Genomic DNA, 21,730 nt, shown 5'->3' with positions numbered 1-21,730 from the left:
AATTGATAAAAAACGAATGTTTTGGTATTATAATAAAAAAATATATGGAAATTGTTTCGTGTTCTATTTCAGGATATATCATTTTTAAAATGCTCGGTAATTTTTTGAAGACTTTCATAAAAAAATATGATTTTCTTCGTAAATTACTTGAAAGTTATCTTAAAAGAGTGTATAATAAAAATATAGAAAACGCTTACAAAGAGAAAGGGGGATTGGATGAATAATCAAGAAGCATTAAGAACCTTTACTACAGGTGAAAACTTTCACCTCCAGCATTATTTAGGAGCACATAGAGAGGAGAAAAACGGAGAAATTGGTTATACTTTTAGGGTTTGGGCCCCAAATGCACAAGCAGTTCATCTAGTTGGAGATTTTACTGATTGGGTTGAGAATCAGATTCCCATGGTTCGTAATGAAGCAGGTGTTTGGGAAGTCTTTACGACTCAAGCTCAGGAAGGTCAGATTTATAAATATCATATTACGCGTGCAAATGGTCACCAGATTATGAAGATTGATCCGTTGGCAGTTTATTTTGAAGCTAGACCGGGTACAGGAGCAGTTCTGACCAATATCCGTGAAAAGAAATGGAAAGATGGACTTTGGCTAGCGCGTCGCAAACGTCTGGGATTTTTCGATCGACCGGTTAATATATATGAGGTCCATGCAGGATCTTGGAAGAGAAATCTAGATGGTAGTCCCTATAGTTTTTCACAGCTGAAGGAAGAGTTGATTCCATACTTAGTTGAGATGAACTATACACATATTGAGTTCATGCCTTTAATGGCTCACCCACTTGGATTGAGCTGGGGCTATCAGCTTATGGGTTACTTTGCTTTTGAACATTCCTATGGTAGACCTGAGGAATTCCAGGATTTCGTTGAAGAGTGTCATATAAATAATATCGGTGTTATCGTAGACTGGGTTCCAGGTCATTTTACTATTAATGATGATGCCTTGGCATATTATGACGGTACACCAACTTTTGAATACCAAGATCACAACAAGGCTCATAACTATGGTTGGGGTGCTCTGAATTTTGACCTCGGAAAAAATGAGGTCCAGTCTTTCTTGATTTCAAGTATTAAATTCTGGATTGATTTTTACCACTTAGATGGTATTCGGGTTGATGCAGTGAGCAATATGCTGTATCTAGATTATGATAATGCTCCTTGGACTCCAAACAAAGACGGTGGAAACCTTAACTATGAGGGTTATTATTTCCTTCAACGGTTAAACACAGTGATTAAGTTAGCTCATCCAGACATCATGATGATTGCAGAAGAAAGTTCATCAGCGACAAAGATTACTGGTATGAAAGAAATGGGTGGCCTTGGATTTGACTATAAATGGAATATGGGCTGGATGAACGACATTCTCCGTTTCTACGAGGAAGATCCGATTTATCGCAAGTATGACTTTAATCTGGTAACTTTCAGCTTTATGTATGTTTTCAACGAAAACTATCTCCTACCTTTCTCACATGATGAGGTAGTTCATGGTAAGAAGAGTATGATGCATAAGATGTGGGGAGATCGCTACAATCAGTTCGCTGGTCTGCGCAATCTCTACACCTATCAAATTTGTCATCCAGGTAAGAAACTCTTGTTCATGGGTAGTGAGTACGGGCAATTCCTAGAGTGGAAGTCTGAGGAGCAGTTGGAATGGTCCAATCTAGAAGATCCGATGAATGCCAAGATGAAGCATTTCACTTCTCAACTAAATCAATTCTATAAAGACCATCGTTGCCTTTGGGAAATTGATACTAGTTATGATGGTATTGAGATTATCGATGCTGATAATAGAGATCAGAGTGTCCTTTCCTTTATTCGTAAGGACAAGAAGGACGAAATGTTAGTTTGTGTCTTTAATATGGCACCGGTTGAACGTAAAGACTTTACGATTGGTTTACCTGTTGCAGGTATTTACGAAGAAGTTTGGAATACAGAATTAGAAGAATGGGGAGGTGTGTGGAAAGAGCACAATCAAACAGTTCAGACTCAAGAAGGCTTATGGAAAGATTATGAGCAGACTTTGACCTTTACCTTGCCTGCCATGGGAGCAAGCATCTGGAAGATCAAGCGTCGTTTGAAACCAGCTAAGAAAAAAGAATAATGGGCTGTTGATGATATTTTTTAGATTTTAAAAACGGATATACTTGTATCGGACTTGAAACACAAGAGAAATGGATTTCCTATTATTTTTATAAAAAGTTTGACTTCCGACCTTCTTTCGATTTTAACGTTCACATGTCTTTATAAAGGAGTAGAAAATGAAGAATGAAATGCTAGCTTTGATCCTTGCGGGTGGGCAAGGAACACGTCTCGGAAAACTCACTCAAAGCATTGCCAAACCGGCAGTGCAATTCGGTGGGCGCTACCGTATCATTGACTTTGCTCTTTCCAACTGTGCAAACTCTGGAATCCAAAATGTTGGTGTGATTACGCAGTACCAACCTCTCGCTTTGAACAACCATATCGGAAATGGTTCGAGCTGGGGATTGGATGGTATCAATTCAGGTGTCTCTATTTTACAACCTTATTCAGCTAGCGAAGGAAACCGTTGGTTTGAAGGGACTAGTCACGCTATCTACCAAAACATTGACTACATCGACAGTATCAACCCAGAATATGTTTTGATTCTTTCTGGTGACCACATCTACAAGATGGACTACGATGATATGCTTCAGTCCCACAAGGATAATAATGCCAGTTTGACAGTAGCTGTCCTAGACGTACCGCTCAAAGAAGCTAGCCGTTTCGGTATCATGAATACAGATGCCAATAACCGTATCGTTGAATTCGAAGAAAAACCTGCGCAACCTAAGTCTACAAAGGCTTCTATGGGGATTTATATTTTTGACTGGAAACGACTTCGCAATATGCTTGTTGCTGCTGAAAAGAGTAATGTGGATATGTCAGACTTTGGTAAGAACGTTATCCCTAACTATCTCGAGTCTGGTGAAAGTGTCTATGCTTATGAATTTAATGGCTACTGGAAAGACGTTGGTACGATTGAGTCACTTTGGGAAGCTAATATGGAGTACATTTCACCAGAAAACGCCTTGGATAGTCGCAATCGTCAGTGGAAAATTTACTCTAGAAACTTGATTTCACCACCAAACTACTTTGGTGCGCATGCACACGTTGAAGATTCATTGGTCGTGGATGGCTGTTTTGTAGATGGAACTGTTAAACGTTCGATTCTTTCAACAGAAGCACAAGTACGTGAAGGTGCTGAGGTCGTTGATTCTGTCATCATGAGTGGAGCTATTATTGGCCATGGCGCAAAGATTACTCGTGCTATTATTGGTGAGGGTGCCATTATTGCAGACGACGTAGAGATTGACGGAACGGACGAAGTACAAGTAGTAGGATACAATGAAGTAGTGGGGGTAGCAACAGATGAAGATTGATAAATATTCAGCCATTTTAGGAAACACAGTTGGTTTTCATGATATGTCAACGTTAACAGAACACCGTCCGGTAGCTAGCTTGCCTTTCGGTGGGAAATACCGTTTGATTGACTTCCCCCTTTCCAGTCTTGCAAATGCAGGTGTTCGTAGTATCTTTGGTATTTTCCAACAAGATAATATCAGCTCAGTATTCGACCATATCCGTTCAGGTCGTGAGTGGGGCTTGTCAACCCTTCTAAGCCACTACTATCTAGGAATTTACAACACTCGTGTTGAAAGCAGTACAGTTGGAAAAGAGTATTACCAACAGCTTCTTACCTACTTGAGATGTTCGGGTTCAAACCAAACCGTTTCGATTAACTGCGATGTGCTGGTGAATATTGATTTGAATCAAGTCTTCCACCTACACAATACAACGAATGGTCCGATCACAGTTGTATATAAGAAACTTCCGAAGAAAGACATTTCAGATGTGAATGCTATCTTGGAAATTGATGAAACTGACCATGTCCGTTCGCACAAACTCTTTGATAACAAATCTACGGATGAACTCTTCAACATGTCTACAGATATCTTTGTTGTGGATACTCCTTGGTTGATTGAACGACTTGAAGAAGAGGCTCAGAAAGAATATCCTGAAAAGTTGCGCTATGTTCTCCGCGATTTGGCTGTAAAAGAAGGTGCTTTTGCTTACGAATATACAGGATACTTAGCAAATATTCATTCTGTTCAGTCTTATTATCAAGCAAACATTGATATGCTTGAATCCAAAAAATTCTACTCACTCTTCTCACCAAATCAAAAAATTTATACAAAAGTTAAGAATGAAGAACCAACCTACTATGCGAATACTTCAAAAGTAAGTACTTCCCAGTTTGCTTCTGGTAGTATCATTGAGGGTGAGGTAGTTCAGTCAGTCCTATCTCGTAACATTTATGTTCACAAGGATAGTGTGGTGAAGGACAGCATTCTATTTCCTCGAGTTGTGATTGGTGAGGGTGCCCAAGTTGAATATGCTATCTTGGACAAGGGTGTTGAAGTTGCGGACGGTGTTGTCATTCGAGGAACGGCAGAAAATCCAGTTGTAGTGAAGAAGGGTGAAACAGTAACAGAGGACATTTATTCATGAAAATTTTATTTGTAGCAGCAGAAGGAGCACCCTTTTCAAAAACAGGTGGTTTGGGCGATGTCATTGGCGCACTTCCCAAATCACTTGTAAAAGCGGGGCACGAAGTTGCAGTTTTCTTGCCTTATTATGATATGGTAGAAGCTAAGTTTGGCCACCAGATTGAGGATGTTCTCCACTTTGAAGTTAGTGTGGGATGGCGTAGACAGTACTGTGGTATTAAAAAAACTGTCTTGAATGGCGTAACTTTCTACTTCATTGATAATCAGTATTATTTCTTCCGTGGCCATGTGTACGGTGATTTTGACGACGGTGAACGCTTTGCCTTTTTCCAACTGGCTGCTCTTGAAGCCATGGAACGCATCGGCTTTATTCCTGACCTTCTCCATGTTCATGATTACCACACAGCCATGATTCCCTTCTTGTTGAAAGAAAAGTATCATTGGATTCAAGCATATCAAGGAATCAGAACAGTTTTAACTATTCATAATTTGGAATTTCAAGGTCAATTTTCTGAAGGAATGTTGTGGGATTTGTTTGGTGTTGGATTTGAACGCTATGCTGATGGAACCCTTCGCTGGAATGATTGCCTTAACTGGATGAAGGCTGGTATCCTATACGCGGATCGTGTCTCAACCGTTTCTCCTAGCTATGCACATGAGATTATGACCAGTCAGTTTGGTTGCGGTTTGGACCAGATTCTTCGTATGGAGTCAGGTAAGGTTTCAGGTATTGTCAATGGTATTGATGCCGATCTTTATAATCCTCAAACAGACCCACTTTTAGACTATCATTTTAACAAGGATGATTTGTCTGGAAAAGCGCAAAACAAAGCAAAATTGCAAGAGAGAGTTGGTCTACCAGTACGAGCAGATGTTCCACTAGTTGGTATTGTCTCTCGATTGACACGCCAAAAAGGCTTTGATGTTGTTGTAGAAAGTTTGCATCGTTTCTTACAGGAGGATGTTCAAATAGTCCTTTTAGGAACAGGTGACCCAGCTTTTGAACATTCCTTCTCTTGGTTTGCTCAAGTCTATCCTGACAAGTTATCAGCAAATATCACTTTCGACGTCAAACTTGCTCAAGAAATCTACGCAGCTTGTGATCTCTTCCTCATGCCAAGTCGTTTTGAACCATGTGGTTTGTCTCAAATGATGGCGATGCGCTATGGAACTCTACCATTGGTTCATGAAGTGGGTGGCTTGCGTGATACTGTTCAAGCTTTCAATCCAATCGAAGGAACTGGTACTGGATTTAGCTTTGATAATTTAACACCATACTGGCTTAACTGGAGTTTCCAAACAGCCTTGGATGTTTATAAGTACCAGCCGGACGTTTGGAGAAATCTACAAAAACAAGCTATGGAATGCGATTTCTCATGGGATACAGCCTGCAAATCTTACCTGGACTTGTACCATAGTTTAGTCAACTAATAGATAAAATCGTATGATTCTTTCATACGATTTTTGGGCTGTTTAGAAAAGAGGAGAAGGGATGACTCAAGTAAAGGGACTTTGTGTTATGGATGTTGATGGCACCCTGATAGCAGAAGAAGTGATTGATCTTTTAGGAAGAGAAGCAGGTTGCGAAGAAGAAATATCGCAGATTACAAGCCAGGCAATGCGAGGTGAACTGGACTTTGAAACAAGTTTACGAGCGAGGGTGGCTTTGTTAGAAGGTCTTCCGGTTTCGGTCTTTAATACTGTCTTCAAATCCATTCATCTGTCCAAGAATGCTCAAGAATTTATCTCCATACTTCAAAAGAATGGCATTCTAGTCGGTCTGGTGTCTGGTGGATTTAGTCCAATAGTTGAGAGATTAGCTAAATCCCTTGGGATTTCCTATTCCTCTGCCAACCAGTTGAAAGTCAAAGACGGTTTTTTAACAGGAAAATTAGTTGGTGAAATTGTGACAGGTCAAGTAAAAAATGCTACTCTTGAGAAATGGAAAAAAGAACTGAAACTTTCCAAAGAAAGGACGATTGCCATCGGTGATGGTGCCAATGACCTCTTGATGTTAAAGTCAGCAGGACGTGGTATTGCCTTTTGTGCTAAAGAAGTCGTAAAATCTGAGATAGCTTGTCATGTAGATACGAGGGATCTTTTAGAAGTTCTACCTTTGATTGATTTCTTAGAATGAGAGGGAACTATGAAAATTGTAATTGCACCCGATTCTTTTAAAGAAAGTTTGACGGCTGAAGGTGTTGCCAAAGCTATAAAAAGAGGCTTTGAACAGTCAATAGCGGATGTAGAATGTTTGCTCTGTCCTGTTGGTGATGGTGGGGAAGGAACTGTAGATGCTATTCGCCATTCTCTTGAACTCGAAGAAAAATGGCAAGAGGTGACGGGACCTTTTGGCCTAAAAGAATCCATGCGCTACTTTCAAAAAGATCAAATAGCGCTCTTCGAAGTTGCTGACTTGGTTGGTTTAGGAAAGATTCCGCAGGAGAAACGAAACCCTCTTCACATCCAAACTCGAGGTATCGGAGAGTTGATTCGCCATCTCGTTGATCAAGGGATGAAAGAAATCTATATTGGAGTTGGCGGTACGGCTAGTAATGACGGTGGAATAGGCATTGCTGCTGGTTTAGGTTATCGTTTTTATGATAAGAATGGAAAAGAATTGCCAGCTTGCGGTCAGACTTTGCTTGAGTTCGAGTCAGTTTCAAATAGCAAGTTGTATAGGATTCCTGGAGATATGAAAATCCGCATTTTAGCAGATGTTGCGAGCCCTTTATGTGGTCATCAAGGGGCAACCTATACATTTGGAAAACAAAAGGGCTTGGATCCCAGTTTATTTGAAACTGTAGATTTTGCCATACAGGAGTTTTATGAAAAATTCTCGCCTTCAACCCTATCTCTTAAAGGAGCAGGAGCCGGCGGTGGGATTGCTGCTGGACTCTGTGCCTTTGCTGAGGCCTGTATCGTATCTGGGATTGATACTTGCTTGGATTTGATAGACTTTGACAAGAGGGTAGCAGGTGCTGACTTGGTTATCGTTGGAGAAGGGAGACTGGACAGTCAAAGCCTTGCTGGAAAAGCTCCTATCGGTGTAGCAAAAAGAACTCCTGAAGGAGTTCCAGTTATCGCTATTTGTGGTAGTCTTTCCGAGGATTTACCTCCCCTACCATTCGAAAATATACAAGCAGCCTTTTCCATTTTAGAGAAAAGTGAACCTTTGAAAGATAGTTTGAAAAATGCAAGTCTCTATTTGGAGCACACAGCTACTAATATTGGCCGTTTATTAAATATGAGGAAGGATTAACCTAACCATTTTTTCCAGATGGATTTTTTAGGCGTTTCTGTCTTTTTCTCCTCCCAGAGATTCGGGAATGCAAGTCTAAGGTCTTTTTCATCTACTTGAACAGGTTCGTTCGTGTGAATGACGAGACCGAAAGGAGAGGTGATATGATCGTCTGAAACAATAGTCGCCTGGCAATTACTTTCCTTTGCTTGTCTTAAGTAAAAGACCTGTTTGTCAAACTCGATATTTGGTGAGATCTTCACAAAAAGTATCTCTACCTTTTCTTGGAAACTTTCTAAAATAAAGAAAAATCCATGTTCTAATTCAGGACTATTGGCAGTATTAATATCCGCATAGCCAAGAACCCTTTCCTCGAAAGTGCCGAGATAGCGGCGTTGTTCGTCAGGGTTTAATTTCGACCCACCATGAGCTTTTTCTAGTAGTTGTTTTGATAAATCTGTCATAAAAATAGTATATCACAAAAATCGCGAGAAAACAGACGAAAAGAAAGCGATTACTTTATAAAGTTAAGGAAAATTTGCACAAAGATAACGTTTTTCCTTGAAAAACGCTTATTTTTAAGGTATCATAGAGGTGTAAAAAATTTAACTCAAAGGAGAGTAAAAAATGTCAATTATTACTGATGTTTACGCTCGCGAAGTCCTAGACTCACGCGGTAACCCAACACTTGAAGTAGAAGTTTATACTGAATCAGGTGCTTTCGGACGTGGTATGGTTCCATCAGGAGCTTCTACTGGTGAACACGAAGCAGTTGAACTTCGCGACGGTGACAAATCTCGTTACGGTGGTCTTGGTACACAAAAAGCTGTTGACAACGTAAACAACATCATCGCTGAAGCTATCATCGGCTACGATGTACGTGACCAACAAGCTATCGACCGTGCTATGATCGCACTTGACGGTACTCCTAACAAAGGTAAATTGGGTGCAAACGCAATTCTTGGTGTGTCTATCGCTGTAGCTCGTGCTGCTGCTGACTACCTTGAAATCCCACTTTACAGCTACCTTGGTGGATTCAACACTAAAGTTCTTCCAACTCCAATGATGAACATCATCAACGGTGGTTCTCACTCTGACGCTCCAATCGCTTTCCAAGAATTCATGATCGTACCTGCTGGTGCACCAACATTCAAAGAAGCTCTTCGTTGGGGTGCTGAAATCTTCCACGCTCTTAAGAAAATCCTTAAATCACGTGGTTTGGAAACAGCCGTAGGTGACGAAGGTGGATTCGCTCCTCGTTTCGAAGGAACTGAAGACGGTGTTGAAACTATCCTTGCTGCAATCGAAGCTGCTGGATATGTTCCTGGTAAAGACGTATTTATCGGATTTGACTGTGCTTCATCAGAATTCTATGATGAAGAACGTAAAGTTTACGACTACACTAAATTTGAAGGTGAAGGCGCTGCTGTACGTACTGCTGCAGAACAAATCGACTACCTTGAAGAATTGGTAAACAAATACCCAATCATCACTATCGAAGATGGTATGGATGAAAACGACTGGGACGGTTGGAAAGCTCTTACTGAACGTCTTGGTGGTAAAGTTCAATTGGTTGGTGACGACTTCTTCGTAACAAACACTTCTTACCTTGCAAAAGGTATCGCTGAAGGCGCTGCTAACTCAATCCTTATCAAAGTTAACCAAATCGGTACTCTTACTGAAACATTCGACGCTATTGAAATGGCGAAAGAAGCTGGTTACACTGCTGTTGTATCACACCGTTCAGGTGAAACTGAAGATTCAACAATCGCTGACATCGCAGTTGCAACAAACGCAGGACAAATCAAGACAGGTTCACTTTCACGTACAGACCGTATCGCTAAATACAATCAATTGCTTCGTATCGAAGACCAACTTGGTGAAGTAGCTGAATACCGTGGATTGAAATCATTCTACAACTTGAAAAAATAAAATAGTTCAGTGAACTATTTTATCCCGAACCTTGAAATTCAAAAGTTCGGTCGTTGATCTAACAACGTTTTAAGCCCCTCGGATTTTATCCGAAGGGCTTTTTGTATATAAAGGCAAAAAATAGAAAATAGTTTATGGTATAATAGACAAAAACACTTGTATTAGAAAGAAATTATGTCTAAAGAAATTGATATTGAGTATTACCATCAGCTAGCCTTGCAAAAGCAAAAGGAGCATCGTAAAATTTTAGCCAATTTAAAGAAAAAGCCACCAAAGAATCTAGATAAGATAGCCCAGCAGATTCACCAAGAAGTTTTTGCTGAGATTGATTGTACCGCCTGCGCGAATTGTTGCAAGACATTGGGGCCTGACTTTAAGGAAGCCGATATTACCCGTATTGCTAAGTACTTTAAGATGAAATTACCAGCCTTTGAAGCAGAGTTTTTACAAGTTGATGAGGATGGAGATAAGGTTTTCAAATCCATGCCTTGCCCCTTTCTAGGAGGAGATAATCTCTGCTCCATCTATGATGTTCGTCCCAAGGCCTGCCGAGAATTTCCCCATACAGATCGTAAAAAGATCCATCAAATTAACCATTTGACGATTAAGAACACCTTGACCTGCCCAGCAGCTTATCTCTTTGTTGAGAAATTAAAAGATAAGTTATAAGGATTTGAACCTTTAAATCTTGTACAAATATTCTAGTGCGGAAGTATCTTGTATTTGCTAGAATATAGATAGATTGAACACGGACTAAAAGCTATGCGAAAAAAATAAATTTTCACCTTGCTTTTAAAGGCTTTAGTATCTTTTGTGAGGTAAAAAGAATATGATGCATCAATTCAATCAAACCATGGATTATTTGGAACAGCAGCTGACTGGAGAAGTGGATATGAAAAGATTTCAGCAGCTATCGGGCTATTCTTACCCTCTCTTTAGTAGGCTATTTTCTATCCTGGCAGATATGACATTAGCAGAATACTTGCGCAATCGCAGGCTGTCAGAAGCTGTGACAGACTTGCGGGAAAGCTCTGAGAAAGTTATTGATATAGCAATGAAATACGGCTATGAGTCTGCGGATGCCTTTAGCGCAGCTTTCAAGAAATTCCATGGTGCAACTCCCTCAGAAGTTCGAAATGGAAAACCTTATCGGGTCTTTCCTAAGCTTCAGTTATCCTTAAAAATCACAGGAGGAAAGAACATGGATATCAAGATTCAAAAGAAGCCTGCATTTACCGTGGCAGGCGTTCTATTGGAAGCTATTGACAATAGCAAATGCCCGTCTGCTTGGGAGCAACTCTATGCCCATCACAGTTTTGAAATGCTAGAAGGTTTGGGTAGTGGCCAATCCTTTGGCGTCTGCTCGGATGTCAAAGAAGGCGAAATCATCAACTATATGGCTGCTTATGATGTGACGGATAAAGCTAAAGCAGAAGAACTAGATCTGTCAATCAAAGATATACTAGCGGCTGAATATGCTATCGTTCCTTTCAAAGGCCCTATACCAGCTAGTATTCACAATGCTTGGAAATATGTTCTGGAGATTTTTTTCCCGGAAACTGGTTATCGCCATTCAGGAGCCCCAGACTTTGAAGTTTATTTCGAAGGAGATATGTCGTCACCAGACTATCAAATGGAACTCTGGATACCAGTAAGCAAGGACTAGATAATTTTCTATTTTTTATAAAGATGGAAAGCTGACTCTGTAGAAGGTATCTTTTACAGAGTTTTTCTTTGTTTGAGAAATAACTTATGCAAAAAAGAATTACAATTTAATTTAAATTTAAGTATAAAGAAATTCATGTCTATAAATCAAACATACCATAATTTTTGTTTGGATTTTATGGGGCATACGAATAGTTTTCTCGGTATAATAGTCCCATAGAAGATAAGGAGGCAGGAATATGCAGATGTATTTTGGAGATGTGTCACTTTGCTATAGTTATTCATTGGCAATGGCACTGGATGCCTATGGTTATGACTTTAAAGCAGATTTTTTAGAGGCAATCATGGCGATGGGCAATGGCGCTAGTATCGTAAAGGAAGATGAGCAGCACCCTCTAGTATTCTTTGATAATGGAATGCCAGATCTTTCCATCTCACATTCTTTAAAAATACTAGGGTTTGACTATGAGGACTTCTATCTAAAAGATGGATCGGAAGTAGATTTGGAAGAGGTTAAAAGAAAGTTGGAAACCTTTCTGTCCAATGGGCCTGTCGTACTGGGACCTCTTGATATGGGGCATCTGACTTACAATCCCAATCACACAATCCTTTATGGTGTGGATCACTTTGTAACTGTGTATGCTGTTGATGGTCAGTATCTCTATTTGCATGATCCAGCTGGTTTTGCCTGTATGAAGGTTGCTTTTAATGACATTTTAGAAGCTTGGAAGGCGGAGGCTATTGACTATAAGCGTGGAGCCTACTCTATGTGGGGAAATTTTAAGAAGGTCAAGAGCCCTAGTCAGACTGAAATCTATCAAGAAACAGCAAGGCTTATAAGGGCCAGATATCTGGATGGACAAAATAATGTCTTGGAATGTTATGCAAAAGCAGTTGCTGAAAACGGCTTAAATACGGAGCAAAAGCAATTGCATCAGTATTTTAGCTTTAAACTTGCTGCTGTTCGAAATCTCTATCTCAGTAAATTCTTAAAGGACCATGATCCCGAAGGGGCAAGATTAAAAGAAGAATTGGCTACTTTATTTGGTCAAGCCCATCTTTCATGTTTAAAAGAAGATTACCAAGAACTAGCCCACTTGCTCTATCAGATAGCTGAAGTGGATGGTCGCTTTAGAGATTTATATGTAAATAAGTAAGTCTAGGGGCGCTCCTAACTTTTATAAAATGGCAAGTGAAAGCAGTTTTTCGTAAAATGAAGAACTGCTTTTTGATTATGGTATAATGAAGTAAGAAAATAGCTTATTCTACTTAAAAATGAAGGGAGAACGCCTATGCCTAGACCAAAAACAAAAGAGGAGCTAGTGTTAGCCTCTAAGGGAAACTATGAAAAACTTAATCTCTTAATTTCTCAGTTAAGTGAAGAGGAGCTACAGACTCCTTTTGATTTTTCAAAAGACCAAAAGAAAAAAGAAGCTCACTGGAAAAGAGATGAAAATCTAAGAGATGTTCTAATCCATCTCTACGAATGGCATCAGTTACTTTTAACCTGGGTACATTCTAATCAAAAGGGTCATGAGAGACCTTTTCTCCCTGAGCCTTATAATTGGAAAACTTATGGGGAAATGAATGTTGCTATTTGGAAGAAGCACCAGAGAACGTCCTTAGAAGAAGCGACCAAACTTCTCAATCAATCGCATAAAGAGGTTTTAGAGTTGATGGAAGACTTCAGCAATGACGAATTGTTCACAAAAGGTGTCTATAAGTGGACGGGAGGAACAAGTCTAGGCTCCTACTTTGTCAGTAGCACTTCCAGTCACTATGATTGGGCTCTGAAAAAACTCAAAGCTCACCGGAAGAATTGTAAGAGTAGCTAGTTGAAGTGCTATTGAAATTCACCAAAGGTTCTTATAAGTTTCGAATAGCTTCATTCTTGTGATTTATGAACAATTCTAGCTTTAGAATCCTTCTAAAATTAAAATTTAAGGCTATCATGGACTTAGAATAGCCCTAAAACATTTATTTTAATGTAATTCTAAAGTTAGAATTGCATTGATATTGATGTAATCGAACTGTTCGAAGCTTAGAATGCCTTTATTCTGAGAAATTTTGACTATAAACTGGTTCGAATGGCTTTTTTCTGATATAGGTTGATAGATAAATAGGGGATATAATGAAGATACAAAAAGAGAAAGTTAGAAAAGAGTTGCTGTCCCTCTGTTTGGGAGAACTTACAGCCGTCCTATCTATTTGGTTTTGTTTTTTCCTTTTGAAAAATCGACTTGGTGATGTGAATAGTCTAGTAACCATTCTCTATCCTCTGTCTTTACTGACATTTATTTTGCTTCAAGGTTCAATCTATTGGGCGATTTTGATTAGAAGACTCTCGAAACCCCAGTTCGGAAGTGGAAATGTCCCTAGAATATATGGTGGTTTCAGAATACTAGACCTTGTTTTACTTATTTCAGGCTTTCCTTTTATAGTTTGGAATACCCAGAGTTTCCAAGTGACTATCTTAGCCACACTAATACAGCTTTTTGCCCTTATCGAATGGATCAATTATTACTTCCTACGTTTATCCTATAGTCTGAATCCACTTGTTTTATGGAAACGAATTACCAAGGGAAATCTTGAAAAGAGTAGAATAGCCAAGGAGTTGGGGTAGAGACGAATAAAGAGCTTACCCATTCGTTTTGTAATATGCTATAATAAATCTATCAATTATTTTAACAACTACTTTAAGTGAGGTAAGTATGCAAATTAACTATAAGAAGACAGAAATCAGATATTGTTATATCTAAACCGTCAGCCATTGAAGTAGGAAAATACTTGAAAACGTGGAAAAATCTTAAAAATTATCAGTTGCAAGAAGATGCTTTAGATAAATTATTTTTTGAGCTACTACCAAGTAACGAAGAGATTTCTGATATCTTATTAAAGGTTGCTACATTGAATGATTTTTATAGCACAAATATTTTTTCAGTTTATCCAGTTGCAGAGCATATTCTGAGTCTTAAAATTGACGAGAGGTTGAGACAAGGTGATGTAACTTTAGTCAATGAAATTCAAAATGTTACGATCAATGGGGTAACTAGAAAGTTCTATTCTTTTTCTACTAAATACTGTTCCCATCATAATCCTAAAGAATACCCTATTTATGATAGCTATGTAGAAAAGGTATTGAAATACTTTAGAAAAACAGATAAATTTTCTAAATTTAAGAATTCAGACCTAAAAGATTATCAAAAATTTAAAAATATAATTATTACTTTTAGAGAATACTACGGATTAGAAGAATTTAATCTTAAAGAGATTGATCAGTATTTATGGCAGTTGGGAAAAGAATATTTCCCTAATAAATGCTAGTAACTTGTTCTCACATAGAAAGGAAAACTCTCAAATTGTCCTACAAATTTCTACTCTTCGACCTCGACCACACCTTACTTGATTTTGATGCTGCTGAGGATGTGGCTTTGACACAACTTCTAAAAGAAGAAGGAGTTGCGGATATTCAAGCCTATAAAGACTATTACGTTCCGATGAACAAGGCTCTCTGGAAGGACTTGGAGCAAAAGAAAATCAGTAAACAAGAACTGGTTAACACGCGCTTTTCTCGTTTATTTGCTCATTTTGGACTGGAGAAAGACGGTAGGTTACTTGCTCAGCGTTACCAATTTTATCTCGCTCAGCAGGGACAAACTCTTTCAGGTGCTCATGAACTCTTGGACAGTCTCATCGAGCGTGATTATGATTTGTATGCTGCGACAAATGGAATTACTACCATCCAGACAGGTCGTTTGGCTCAATCTGGTCTGGCTCCCTATTTCAACCAAGTCTTTATCTCCGAGCAATTGCAAACGCAAAAGCCTGATGCACTATTCTATGAAAAAATCGGTCAGCAGATTGCTGGATTTAGTAAAGAAAAGACGCTGATGATTGGAGATTCCTTAACGGCTGATATTCAAGGTGGCAATAATGCTGGTATCGATACTATCTGGTACAATCCCCATCATCTCGAAAATTACACACAAGCCCAGCCGACCTATGAAGTTCATTCTTACCAAGACTTGCTGGATTGTTTGGATAAACTGTAAAAAGTGGTTTAGATAGCCACTTTTTGCTATAATAGAAGCAGTAAAAACGAAGGAGTTGGCGATGCAACACTCATCTTGGCATGCTTTGATTAAGGAGCAATTACCTGAGGGTTATTTCGGGAAAATCAATCAGTTTATGGATCAGGTCTATGCTCAGGGAACTGTTTATCCACCTAAGGAAAAGATTTTTCAGGCTCTATTGACTACACCGCTTGAAGAAGTTAAGGTGGTGATTCTAGGGCAAGACCCCTATCACGGGCCAGGTCAGGCTCAGGGCTTGAGTTTTTCTGTTCCTGACTCTATCCCAGCTCCGCCATCCTTGCAAAATATCTTGAAAGAATTGTCAGATGATATCGGGGTTAAGAAATCCCATGATTTGACGGCTTGGGCTGAGCAAGGTGTCTTACTTCTCAATGCTTGTTTGACCGTTCCTGCTGGGCAGGCCAATGGTCATGCTGGACAGATATGGGAGCCCTTTACAGATGCTGTGATTCGGGTTGTCAATAATCTAGACAGACCTGTAGTCTTTGTACTCTGGGGCGCTTATGCACGCAAGAAGAAGGTCTTGGTTACCAATCCTCACCACTTGATTATCGAATCAGCCCATCCTAGTCCTTTATCTGTTTTCAGAGGATTTTGGGGTTCTAAGCCTTTTTCCAAGGCCAATACATTTTTAAAAGAGACAGGACAAGAGCCAATCGATTGGCTTAGATAAGGAGAGAATATGCCTCAATTAGCGACGATTTGCTACATTGATAACGGAAAAGAACTGCTTATGCTGCATCGCAATAAGAAGCCGAATGATGTCCATGAAGGCAAATGGATTGGTGTGGGTGGTAAGTTAGAGCGAGGGGAGACCCCTCAGGAATGCGCAGCGCGTGAAATCCTCGAAGAAACAGGCCTCAAAGCCAAGCCAGTTCTAAAAGGTGTTATCACTTTTCCAGAGTTCACGCCAGATTTAGACTGGTACACCTATGTTTTTAAGGTGACAGAGTTTGAGGGTGACTTGATTGACTGCAATGAGGGGACGCTGGAATGGGTTCCCTATGATGAAGTCTTGAGCAAGCCGACTTGGGAAGGCGATCACACCTTTGTTGAGTGGCTTTTAGAGGACAAACCCTTCTTTTCAGCCAAGTTTGTTTATGATGGGGATAAATTGTTGGATACCCAAGTTGATTTTTATGAATAAAGGAGAAAGCAGATGCTACTAATCAAAAATGGTCGTGTAATGGATCCCAAGTCTGGTCTGGATCAAGTCTGTGATGTTTTGGTTGAAGATGGAAAGATTATCAAAATTGCCCCTGAAATCAAGGAAGAAGGAGCAGAGCTAATTGATGCTACTGGTCTTGTAGTTGCGCCTGGACTAGTTGATATTCATGTTCATTTCCGTGAACCTGGTCAGACCCACAAGGAGGACATCCATACTGGGGCACTAGCGGCTGCTGCAGGTGGTTTTACAACGGTTGTCACGATGGCTAATACCAATCCAACCATCTCAGACGTAGAGACTTTGCAAGAAGTTCTCCAGTCTGCTGCCAAGGAAAAGATTAATATCAAGACAGTTGCGACCATTACTAAGAACTTTAATGGCCAAGACTTGACTGACTTTAAGGCACTCTTAGAAGCTGGTGCGGTTGGTTTCTCAGATGATGGTATTCCACTCGAAAGCAGCAGGGTTCTCAAAGAAGCCTTGGAAACTGCTAAAAAACTTGGCACCTTTGTTTGTCTACACGAGGAAGATCCCGGCTTGAACGGTATTCTTGGCTTTAATGAAAACATCGCTAAAGACCACTTCAAGATCTGTGGTGCGACAGGGGTAGCAGAATACGCTATGATTGCGCGTGATGTCATGATTGCCTATGCAACTAAGGCCCATGTTCACATCCAGCATTTGTCTAAGGAAGAAAGTGTCAAGGTAGTGGAATTCGCTCAAGGTTTGGGAGCGCAAGTCACAGCAGAAGTGGCACCACAACATTTTTCTAAGACAGAAGCTCTTCTTTTAACTCAAGGGAGCAATGCCAAAATGAATCCTCCGCTTCGTTTGGAGTCAGACCGCCGTGCCGTTATCGAAGGTCTCAAGTCAGGTGTTATCACAGTTATCGCAACGGACCACGCGCCTCACCATGCAGATGAGAAAAATGTAGAAGATATCACCAAAGCGCCATCTGGTATGACCGGTTTGGAAACCTCTCTTTCTCTTGGTTTAACTTATTTGGTGGAAGCTGGTGAGCTAAGCTTGATGGAATTGCTTGAAAAAATGACTGTTAATCCAGCCAAACTTTACAACTTTGAAGCAGGCTACTTGGCTGAAAATGGTCCAGCGGACATCACTATCTTTGATGACAAGGCTGATCGTACTGTTGGTCCAAACTTCGCTTCAAAATCAGCCAATTCTCCATTTATCGGGGAAACTTTAAAAGGGCAGGTCAAATATACTATCTGTAAGGGACAAATCGTCTATCAAAACTAGATGGGACTCTGCTCTATAAACTATAAGAATAGAGAGCGTATATGTACCCAACCCATCAATTTAAAGACAAGTTTGTTTTATTTCTTAAGATATTTTTCCCTATCCTGATTTATCAATTTGCCAATTATTCTGCCTCTTTTGTCGATACAACAATGACTGGGCGGTACAATACCATGGACTTGGCTGGTGTGTCTATGGCAACCAGTATCTGGAATCCCTTCTTTACATTCCTAACAGGGATTGTATCAGCCCTGGTGCCCATCATTGGTCACCATCTTGGTCGAGGTAAAAAGGAAGAAGTTGCGTCAGATTTTTACCAGTTCATCTATTTGGCCTTGGGTCTATCTGTGGTCTTACTGGGACTGGTACTTTTCTTGGCACCTCCTGTCTTAAATCATATCGGACTAGAAGCTCAAGTAGCGGCAGTTGCAGTTTCCTATCTTTGGTATCTTTCTATCGGGATTATTCCCTTGTTGCTTTTTAGTGTCATTCGGTCTTTGTTGGATTCTCTTGGTTTGACCAAGCTATCTATGTACCTCATGCTTTTGTTACTTCCGCTCAATAGTGGTTTTAACTATCTTTTGATATATGGAGCTCTTGGTTTTCCAGAGCTTGGTGGTGCAGGAGCAGGTCTAGGAACTTCTCTAGCCTATTGGGTTTTATTGGGAATTTCCCTGCTTGTTTTGTTCAAACAGGAAAGATTAAAAGCGTTACATCTTGAAAAACCTATTCCACTCAATATAGATAAAATCAAGGAAGGTGTTCGATTAGGTCTACCAATCGGAGGAACCGTATTTGCGGAAGTGGCTATTTTCTCCGTGGTGGGACTAATCATGGCTAAGTTTTCATCGCTCATCATCGCCAGTCACCAGTCAGCTATGAATTTTTCGAGTCTCATGTACGCTTTTCCCATGAGTATTTCCTCTGCTATGGCAATTGTTGTGTCTTACGAGGTGGGGGCTAAACGTTTTGAGGATGCAAAAACCTATGCTCGTCTGGGGAGGGTAACCGCCCTTATTTTTGCAGGTCTTACCCTGTCCTTTCTCTACATTTTTAGAGATCGTGTAGCAAGCCTATATGGGAATGACCCTCACTTCATTGAAACAACTGCTGTATTTCTAACCTACAGTCTCTTTTTCCAGTTAGCTGATACCTTTGCGGCTCCGCTTCAGGGGATTTTAAGAGGGTATAAGGACACTATCGTTCCTTTCTATCTTGGCCTAATCGGATATTGGGGAGTAGCGATACCTCTAGGATATCTACTAGATCAAGCAACTGACTTAGGGGCATTTGCCTACTGGATTGGGTTGATTGCCAGCTTGATCGTTTCTGGTTGTTTGTATCAATGGCGTTTGAAATCCATAATGAAAAGATTGAGCTAATTTTTAGAAAATATCCTGAAAAATAACTTTGTGAAAAAACACTCTAACTAAAGAAAATCCCTGTTAAAACGGGGATTTATTTTTTCACCTTGTGAAATTTTATCGGTCATATACTTTGACAGTGCTTTCTAAAAACGGTAAAATAGTAAGGTAAGAACAAAGTTAGAAAGGCAAGAAGATGTCAACTTTAGATAAAAATCTTTTGCTAGAAATGTTCCGTAAGATGGAAGAAATCCGTCGCATGGACTTAAAAATTGCTCAGTTAGTGAAAAAGGGGAAAGTTCCCGGTATGACTCACTTTTCTGTCGGAGAGGAAGCTGCTAACGTCGGAGCTATGTTGGCTCTTAATCCAGATGATTTGATCACATCAAATCACCGTGGTCATGGACAGGCTATTGCCAAAGGGATTGACCTCAATGGAATGATGGCTGAAATCCTCGGGAAATACACTGGGACCTGTAAAGGAAAAGGTGGTTCTATGCATATCGCTGACCTGGATGCGGGTAACCTCGGTGCCAATGGTATCGTAGGTGGTGGTATGGGAATCGCTGTCGGTGCAGCCCTCAGTCAGCAAATGCAACATACTGGTAAAATCGTTGTCTGCTTCTTTGGAGATGGTGCAACCAACGAAGGTGTTTTCCACGAAGCAGTGAACATGGCTTCTATTTGGAAACTTCCTGTTATTTTCTACTGCATTAACAACGGTTATGGAATCTCTGCGGATATCAAGAAAATGACCAATGTGGAGCATATCCATCAACGTAGTGCGGCATATGGAATTCCTGGAATGTTTATCGAAGATGGAAACAATGTCATCGACGTCTATGAAGGATTTAAGAAAGCTGTAGACCATGTTCGTGGTGGCAATGGACCAGTCTTGATTGAAAGTGTCACTTATCGTTGGCTTGGTCACTCATCATCTGACCCTGGTAAATATCGTACGCGTGAAGAAGTGGAATTGTGGAAACAAAAAGACCCAATCGAAAACCTCCGTAACTATCTTGTTGAGAACAACATTGCAAGTGCCAAAGAATTGGAAGAAATCCAAGCGCAGGTCAAGGAAGCAGTAGAAGCTTCTGTTAAATTTGCAGAGGAAAGTCCATTCCCACCACTAGAATCCGCATTTGAAGATATTTACGCAGACTAAGGAGAAAGAGATAAAATGGAAACAAAAACAATGTCCTTCCGTGACACCATTATCCTTGCTATGTCTGAGGAAATGCGTCGCGATGAAAATGTATTCTTGATGGGAGAAGACGTCGGTGTCTTCGGAGGAGACTTCGGAACTTCTGTCGGAATGCTCGAAGAATTTGGTCCAGAACGTATCCGTGACTGTCCGATTTCTGAAGCTGCCATCTCTGGAGCAGCAGCAGGAGCGGCTATGACAGGACTTCGCCCAATCGTTGATATGACCTTCATGGACTTCTCAGTCATTGCCATGGACAATATCGTCAACCAAGCTGCTAAAACACGTTATATGTTTGGTGGGAAAGGTCAAGTTCCAATGACTGTTCGATGCGCAGCAGGTAACGGAGTTGGATCTGCAGCCCAGCACTCGCAATCTTTGGAATCGTGGTTCACACACATCCCTGGGCTCAAGGTTGTAGCTCCAGGTACACCTGCTGACATGAAAGGACTGCTCAAGTCTTCTATCCGTGATAACAACCCAGTTATCATTCTTGAGTATAAGTCAGAATTTAACCAAAAAGGGGAAGTGCCAGTTGATCCGGACTACACAATTCCACTTGGGGTTGGGGAAATTAAACGCGAAGGAACGGATGTAACAGTTGTTACTTATGGAAAAATGCTTCGCCGTGTGGTTCAAGCTGCTGAGGAATTGGCAGAAGAAGGAATTTCAGTTGAAATTGTTGACCCGCGTACTCTTGTACCGCTTGATAAGGATATCATCATTAACTCAGTTAAGAAGACTGGTAAGGTTGTTCTGGTCAATGACGCCCACAAAACAAGTGGCTATATCGGAGAGATTTCAGCTATCATCTCAGAATCAGAAGCATTTGACTATCTAGATGCACCAATCCGCCGTTGTGCAGGAGAAGATGTGCCAATGCCTTACGCACAAAACCTAGAAAATGCCATGATTCCAACAGTTGAAAGCATCAAAGATGCCATCCGTAAGACTTATAACAAAGAATAATCTTGCATAAATTAAATTATGTAAGATTTTAGAGATTTTTAACTTTAGTAACTTAAGATATGTTTTGTATCTAACTTATTTGTAAAGTTGTGACAGTTTTTTGACGAATCAATAATATTCGATAAAAAACTTAGTAAGTCTACTAGGTTGGTCGCCTAATAGCGACAACTGTAGTAACTTGAGACATATTTCGTGTCCAAGTTACTTGTAGAGTTGAACACGGGCTAAAAGCTCGGAAAAAAGATAAATCTCCTTGGCTTCATCGAAGCCAGCGTCGATTTCCTATTTTTCAG

General features: G+C 40.2%; 20 protein-coding genes and 1 pseudogene. 20 read left to right on the top strand and 1 reads right to left on the bottom strand.

Going from position 1 to position 21,730, the window contains the following annotated elements:
• The first annotated feature begins 216 nt into the window (after nucleotides 1–216).
• The 6 genes from glgB to KIH88_RS04845 all read left to right on the top strand — a co-directional run bounded on the left by glgB (nucleotide 217) and on the right by KIH88_RS04845 (nucleotide 7,802).
• Complete coding sequence (gene glgB, locus KIH88_RS04870; protein WP_213987954.1) at nucleotides 217–2,112, top strand: 1,4-alpha-glucan branching protein GlgB; 1,896 nt, start codon at nucleotides 217–219, stop codon at nucleotides 2,110–2,112.
• Nucleotides 2,113–2,269: 157 nt separating this feature from the next.
• Nucleotides 2,270–3,412 carry a glucose-1-phosphate adenylyltransferase gene (locus KIH88_RS04865; RefSeq protein ID WP_213987953.1) on the top strand — a complete coding sequence of 381 codons (1,143 nt, stop codon included), beginning with the start codon at nucleotides 2,270–2,272 and terminating at the stop codon, nucleotides 3,410–3,412.
• On the top strand, nucleotides 3,402–4,541 hold the full coding sequence (glgD, locus tag KIH88_RS04860) for a glucose-1-phosphate adenylyltransferase subunit GlgD (RefSeq protein WP_213987952.1): 1,140 nt from the start codon (nucleotides 3,402–3,404) through the stop codon (nucleotides 4,539–4,541). Before KIH88_RS04865 ends, glgD begins: the two co-directional genes overlap by 11 nt.
• The gene (glgA, locus tag KIH88_RS04855) at nucleotides 4,538–5,971 is read left to right on the top strand and encodes a glycogen synthase GlgA (RefSeq protein ID WP_213987951.1); all 1,434 of its coding nucleotides are present in this window, start codon (nucleotides 4,538–4,540) and stop codon (nucleotides 5,969–5,971) included. Before glgD ends, glgA begins: the two co-directional genes overlap by 4 nt.
• 61 nt (nucleotides 5,972–6,032) lie before the next feature.
• A complete protein-coding gene (gene serB / locus KIH88_RS04850; RefSeq protein ID WP_213987950.1) occupies nucleotides 6,033–6,677 on the top strand; it encodes a phosphoserine phosphatase SerB in 645 nt (214 codons plus the stop codon).
• Between the two features lie 9 nt (nucleotides 6,678–6,686).
• A complete protein-coding gene (locus tag KIH88_RS04845; RefSeq protein ID WP_213987949.1) occupies nucleotides 6,687–7,802 on the top strand; it encodes a glycerate kinase in 1,116 nt (371 codons plus the stop codon).
• Here the strand turns inward: KIH88_RS04845 and KIH88_RS04840 are convergent.
• Nucleotides 7,799–8,245, bottom strand: a complete 447-nt coding sequence (locus KIH88_RS04840; RefSeq protein WP_195594200.1) for a DUF1694 domain-containing protein — start codon at nucleotides 8,243–8,245, stop codon at nucleotides 7,799–7,801. The two genes, KIH88_RS04845 and KIH88_RS04840, sit on opposite strands and share 4 nt — an antisense overlap.
• A 163-nt stretch (nucleotides 8,246–8,408) precedes the next feature.
• Here KIH88_RS04840 and eno point away from each other — a divergent pair, with 163 nt between their 5' ends.
• The 14 genes and pseudogenes from eno to KIH88_RS04770 all read left to right on the top strand — a co-directional run bounded on the left by eno (nucleotide 8,409) and on the right by KIH88_RS04770 (nucleotide 21,437).
• Entirely contained in the window at nucleotides 8,409–9,713 is a 1,305-nt protein-coding gene (gene eno / locus KIH88_RS04835) for a surface-displayed alpha-enolase (RefSeq protein ID WP_084938639.1), read from the top strand.
• 174 nt (nucleotides 9,714–9,887) lie between these two features.
• On the top strand, nucleotides 9,888–10,382 hold the full coding sequence (locus KIH88_RS04830) for a YkgJ family cysteine cluster protein (protein WP_070482622.1): 495 nt from the start codon (nucleotides 9,888–9,890) through the stop codon (nucleotides 10,380–10,382).
• 160 nt (nucleotides 10,383–10,542) lie between these two features.
• The gene (locus tag KIH88_RS04825; protein WP_084938638.1) at nucleotides 10,543–11,379 is read left to right on the top strand and encodes an AraC family transcriptional regulator; all 837 of its coding nucleotides are present in this window, start codon (nucleotides 10,543–10,545) and stop codon (nucleotides 11,377–11,379) included.
• Between the two features lie 238 nt (nucleotides 11,380–11,617).
• Complete coding sequence (locus KIH88_RS04820; protein WP_084938637.1) at nucleotides 11,618–12,535, top strand: peptidase; 918 nt, start codon at nucleotides 11,618–11,620, stop codon at nucleotides 12,533–12,535.
• Nucleotides 12,536–12,670: 135 nt separating this feature from the next.
• Nucleotides 12,671–13,213 carry a ClbS/DfsB family four-helix bundle protein gene (locus KIH88_RS04815; protein ID WP_084938636.1) on the top strand — a complete coding sequence of 181 codons (543 nt, stop codon included), beginning with the start codon at nucleotides 12,671–12,673 and terminating at the stop codon, nucleotides 13,211–13,213.
• Nucleotides 13,214–13,497: 284 nt separating this feature from the next.
• Complete coding sequence (locus tag KIH88_RS04810; protein ID WP_193431984.1) at nucleotides 13,498–14,001, top strand: hypothetical protein; 504 nt, start codon at nucleotides 13,498–13,500, stop codon at nucleotides 13,999–14,001.
• An 88-nt stretch (nucleotides 14,002–14,089) separates the two neighbouring features.
• Nucleotides 14,090–14,702 (top strand): annotated as a pseudogene (locus KIH88_RS04805) (hypothetical protein).
• Between the two features lie 35 nt (nucleotides 14,703–14,737).
• Complete coding sequence (locus tag KIH88_RS04800) at nucleotides 14,738–15,430, top strand: YjjG family noncanonical pyrimidine nucleotidase (RefSeq protein WP_084938633.1); 693 nt, start codon at nucleotides 14,738–14,740, stop codon at nucleotides 15,428–15,430.
• Between the two features lie 61 nt (nucleotides 15,431–15,491).
• Nucleotides 15,492–16,145, top strand: a complete 654-nt coding sequence (locus tag KIH88_RS04795; RefSeq protein WP_084938632.1) for a uracil-DNA glycosylase — start codon at nucleotides 15,492–15,494, stop codon at nucleotides 16,143–16,145.
• Nucleotides 16,146–16,154: 9 nt separating this feature from the next.
• Nucleotides 16,155–16,619, top strand: a complete 465-nt coding sequence (locus KIH88_RS04790) for an NUDIX hydrolase (protein WP_001135768.1) — start codon at nucleotides 16,155–16,157, stop codon at nucleotides 16,617–16,619.
• A 12-nt stretch (nucleotides 16,620–16,631) separates the two neighbouring features.
• Nucleotides 16,632–17,900 carry a dihydroorotase gene (locus KIH88_RS04785; protein WP_084938631.1) on the top strand — a complete coding sequence of 423 codons (1,269 nt, stop codon included), beginning with the start codon at nucleotides 16,632–16,634 and terminating at the stop codon, nucleotides 17,898–17,900.
• A gap of 41 nt (nucleotides 17,901–17,941) precedes the next feature.
• Nucleotides 17,942–19,282, top strand: a complete 1,341-nt coding sequence (locus KIH88_RS04780) for an MATE family efflux transporter (RefSeq protein WP_213987948.1) — start codon at nucleotides 17,942–17,944, stop codon at nucleotides 19,280–19,282.
• Between the two features lie 178 nt (nucleotides 19,283–19,460).
• On the top strand, nucleotides 19,461–20,429 hold the full coding sequence (locus KIH88_RS04775; RefSeq protein ID WP_213987947.1) for a thiamine pyrophosphate-dependent dehydrogenase E1 component subunit alpha: 969 nt from the start codon (nucleotides 19,461–19,463) through the stop codon (nucleotides 20,427–20,429).
• Between the two features lie 15 nt (nucleotides 20,430–20,444).
• Nucleotides 20,445–21,437, top strand: a complete 993-nt coding sequence (locus KIH88_RS04770) for an alpha-ketoacid dehydrogenase subunit beta (RefSeq protein ID WP_033681771.1) — start codon at nucleotides 20,445–20,447, stop codon at nucleotides 21,435–21,437.
• Nucleotides 21,438–21,730: the final 293 nt, after the last annotated feature.

It is taken from the genome of Streptococcus oralis (genome assembly GCF_018448765.2).
In the GTDB taxonomy this organism is placed as follows: Bacteria; Bacillota; Bacilli; order Lactobacillales; family Streptococcaceae; genus Streptococcus; species Streptococcus oralis_BM.
The sequence above is the reverse complement of the archived record's forward strand: the minus strand, read 5'-3'. Positions and strand labels throughout refer to the sequence as shown.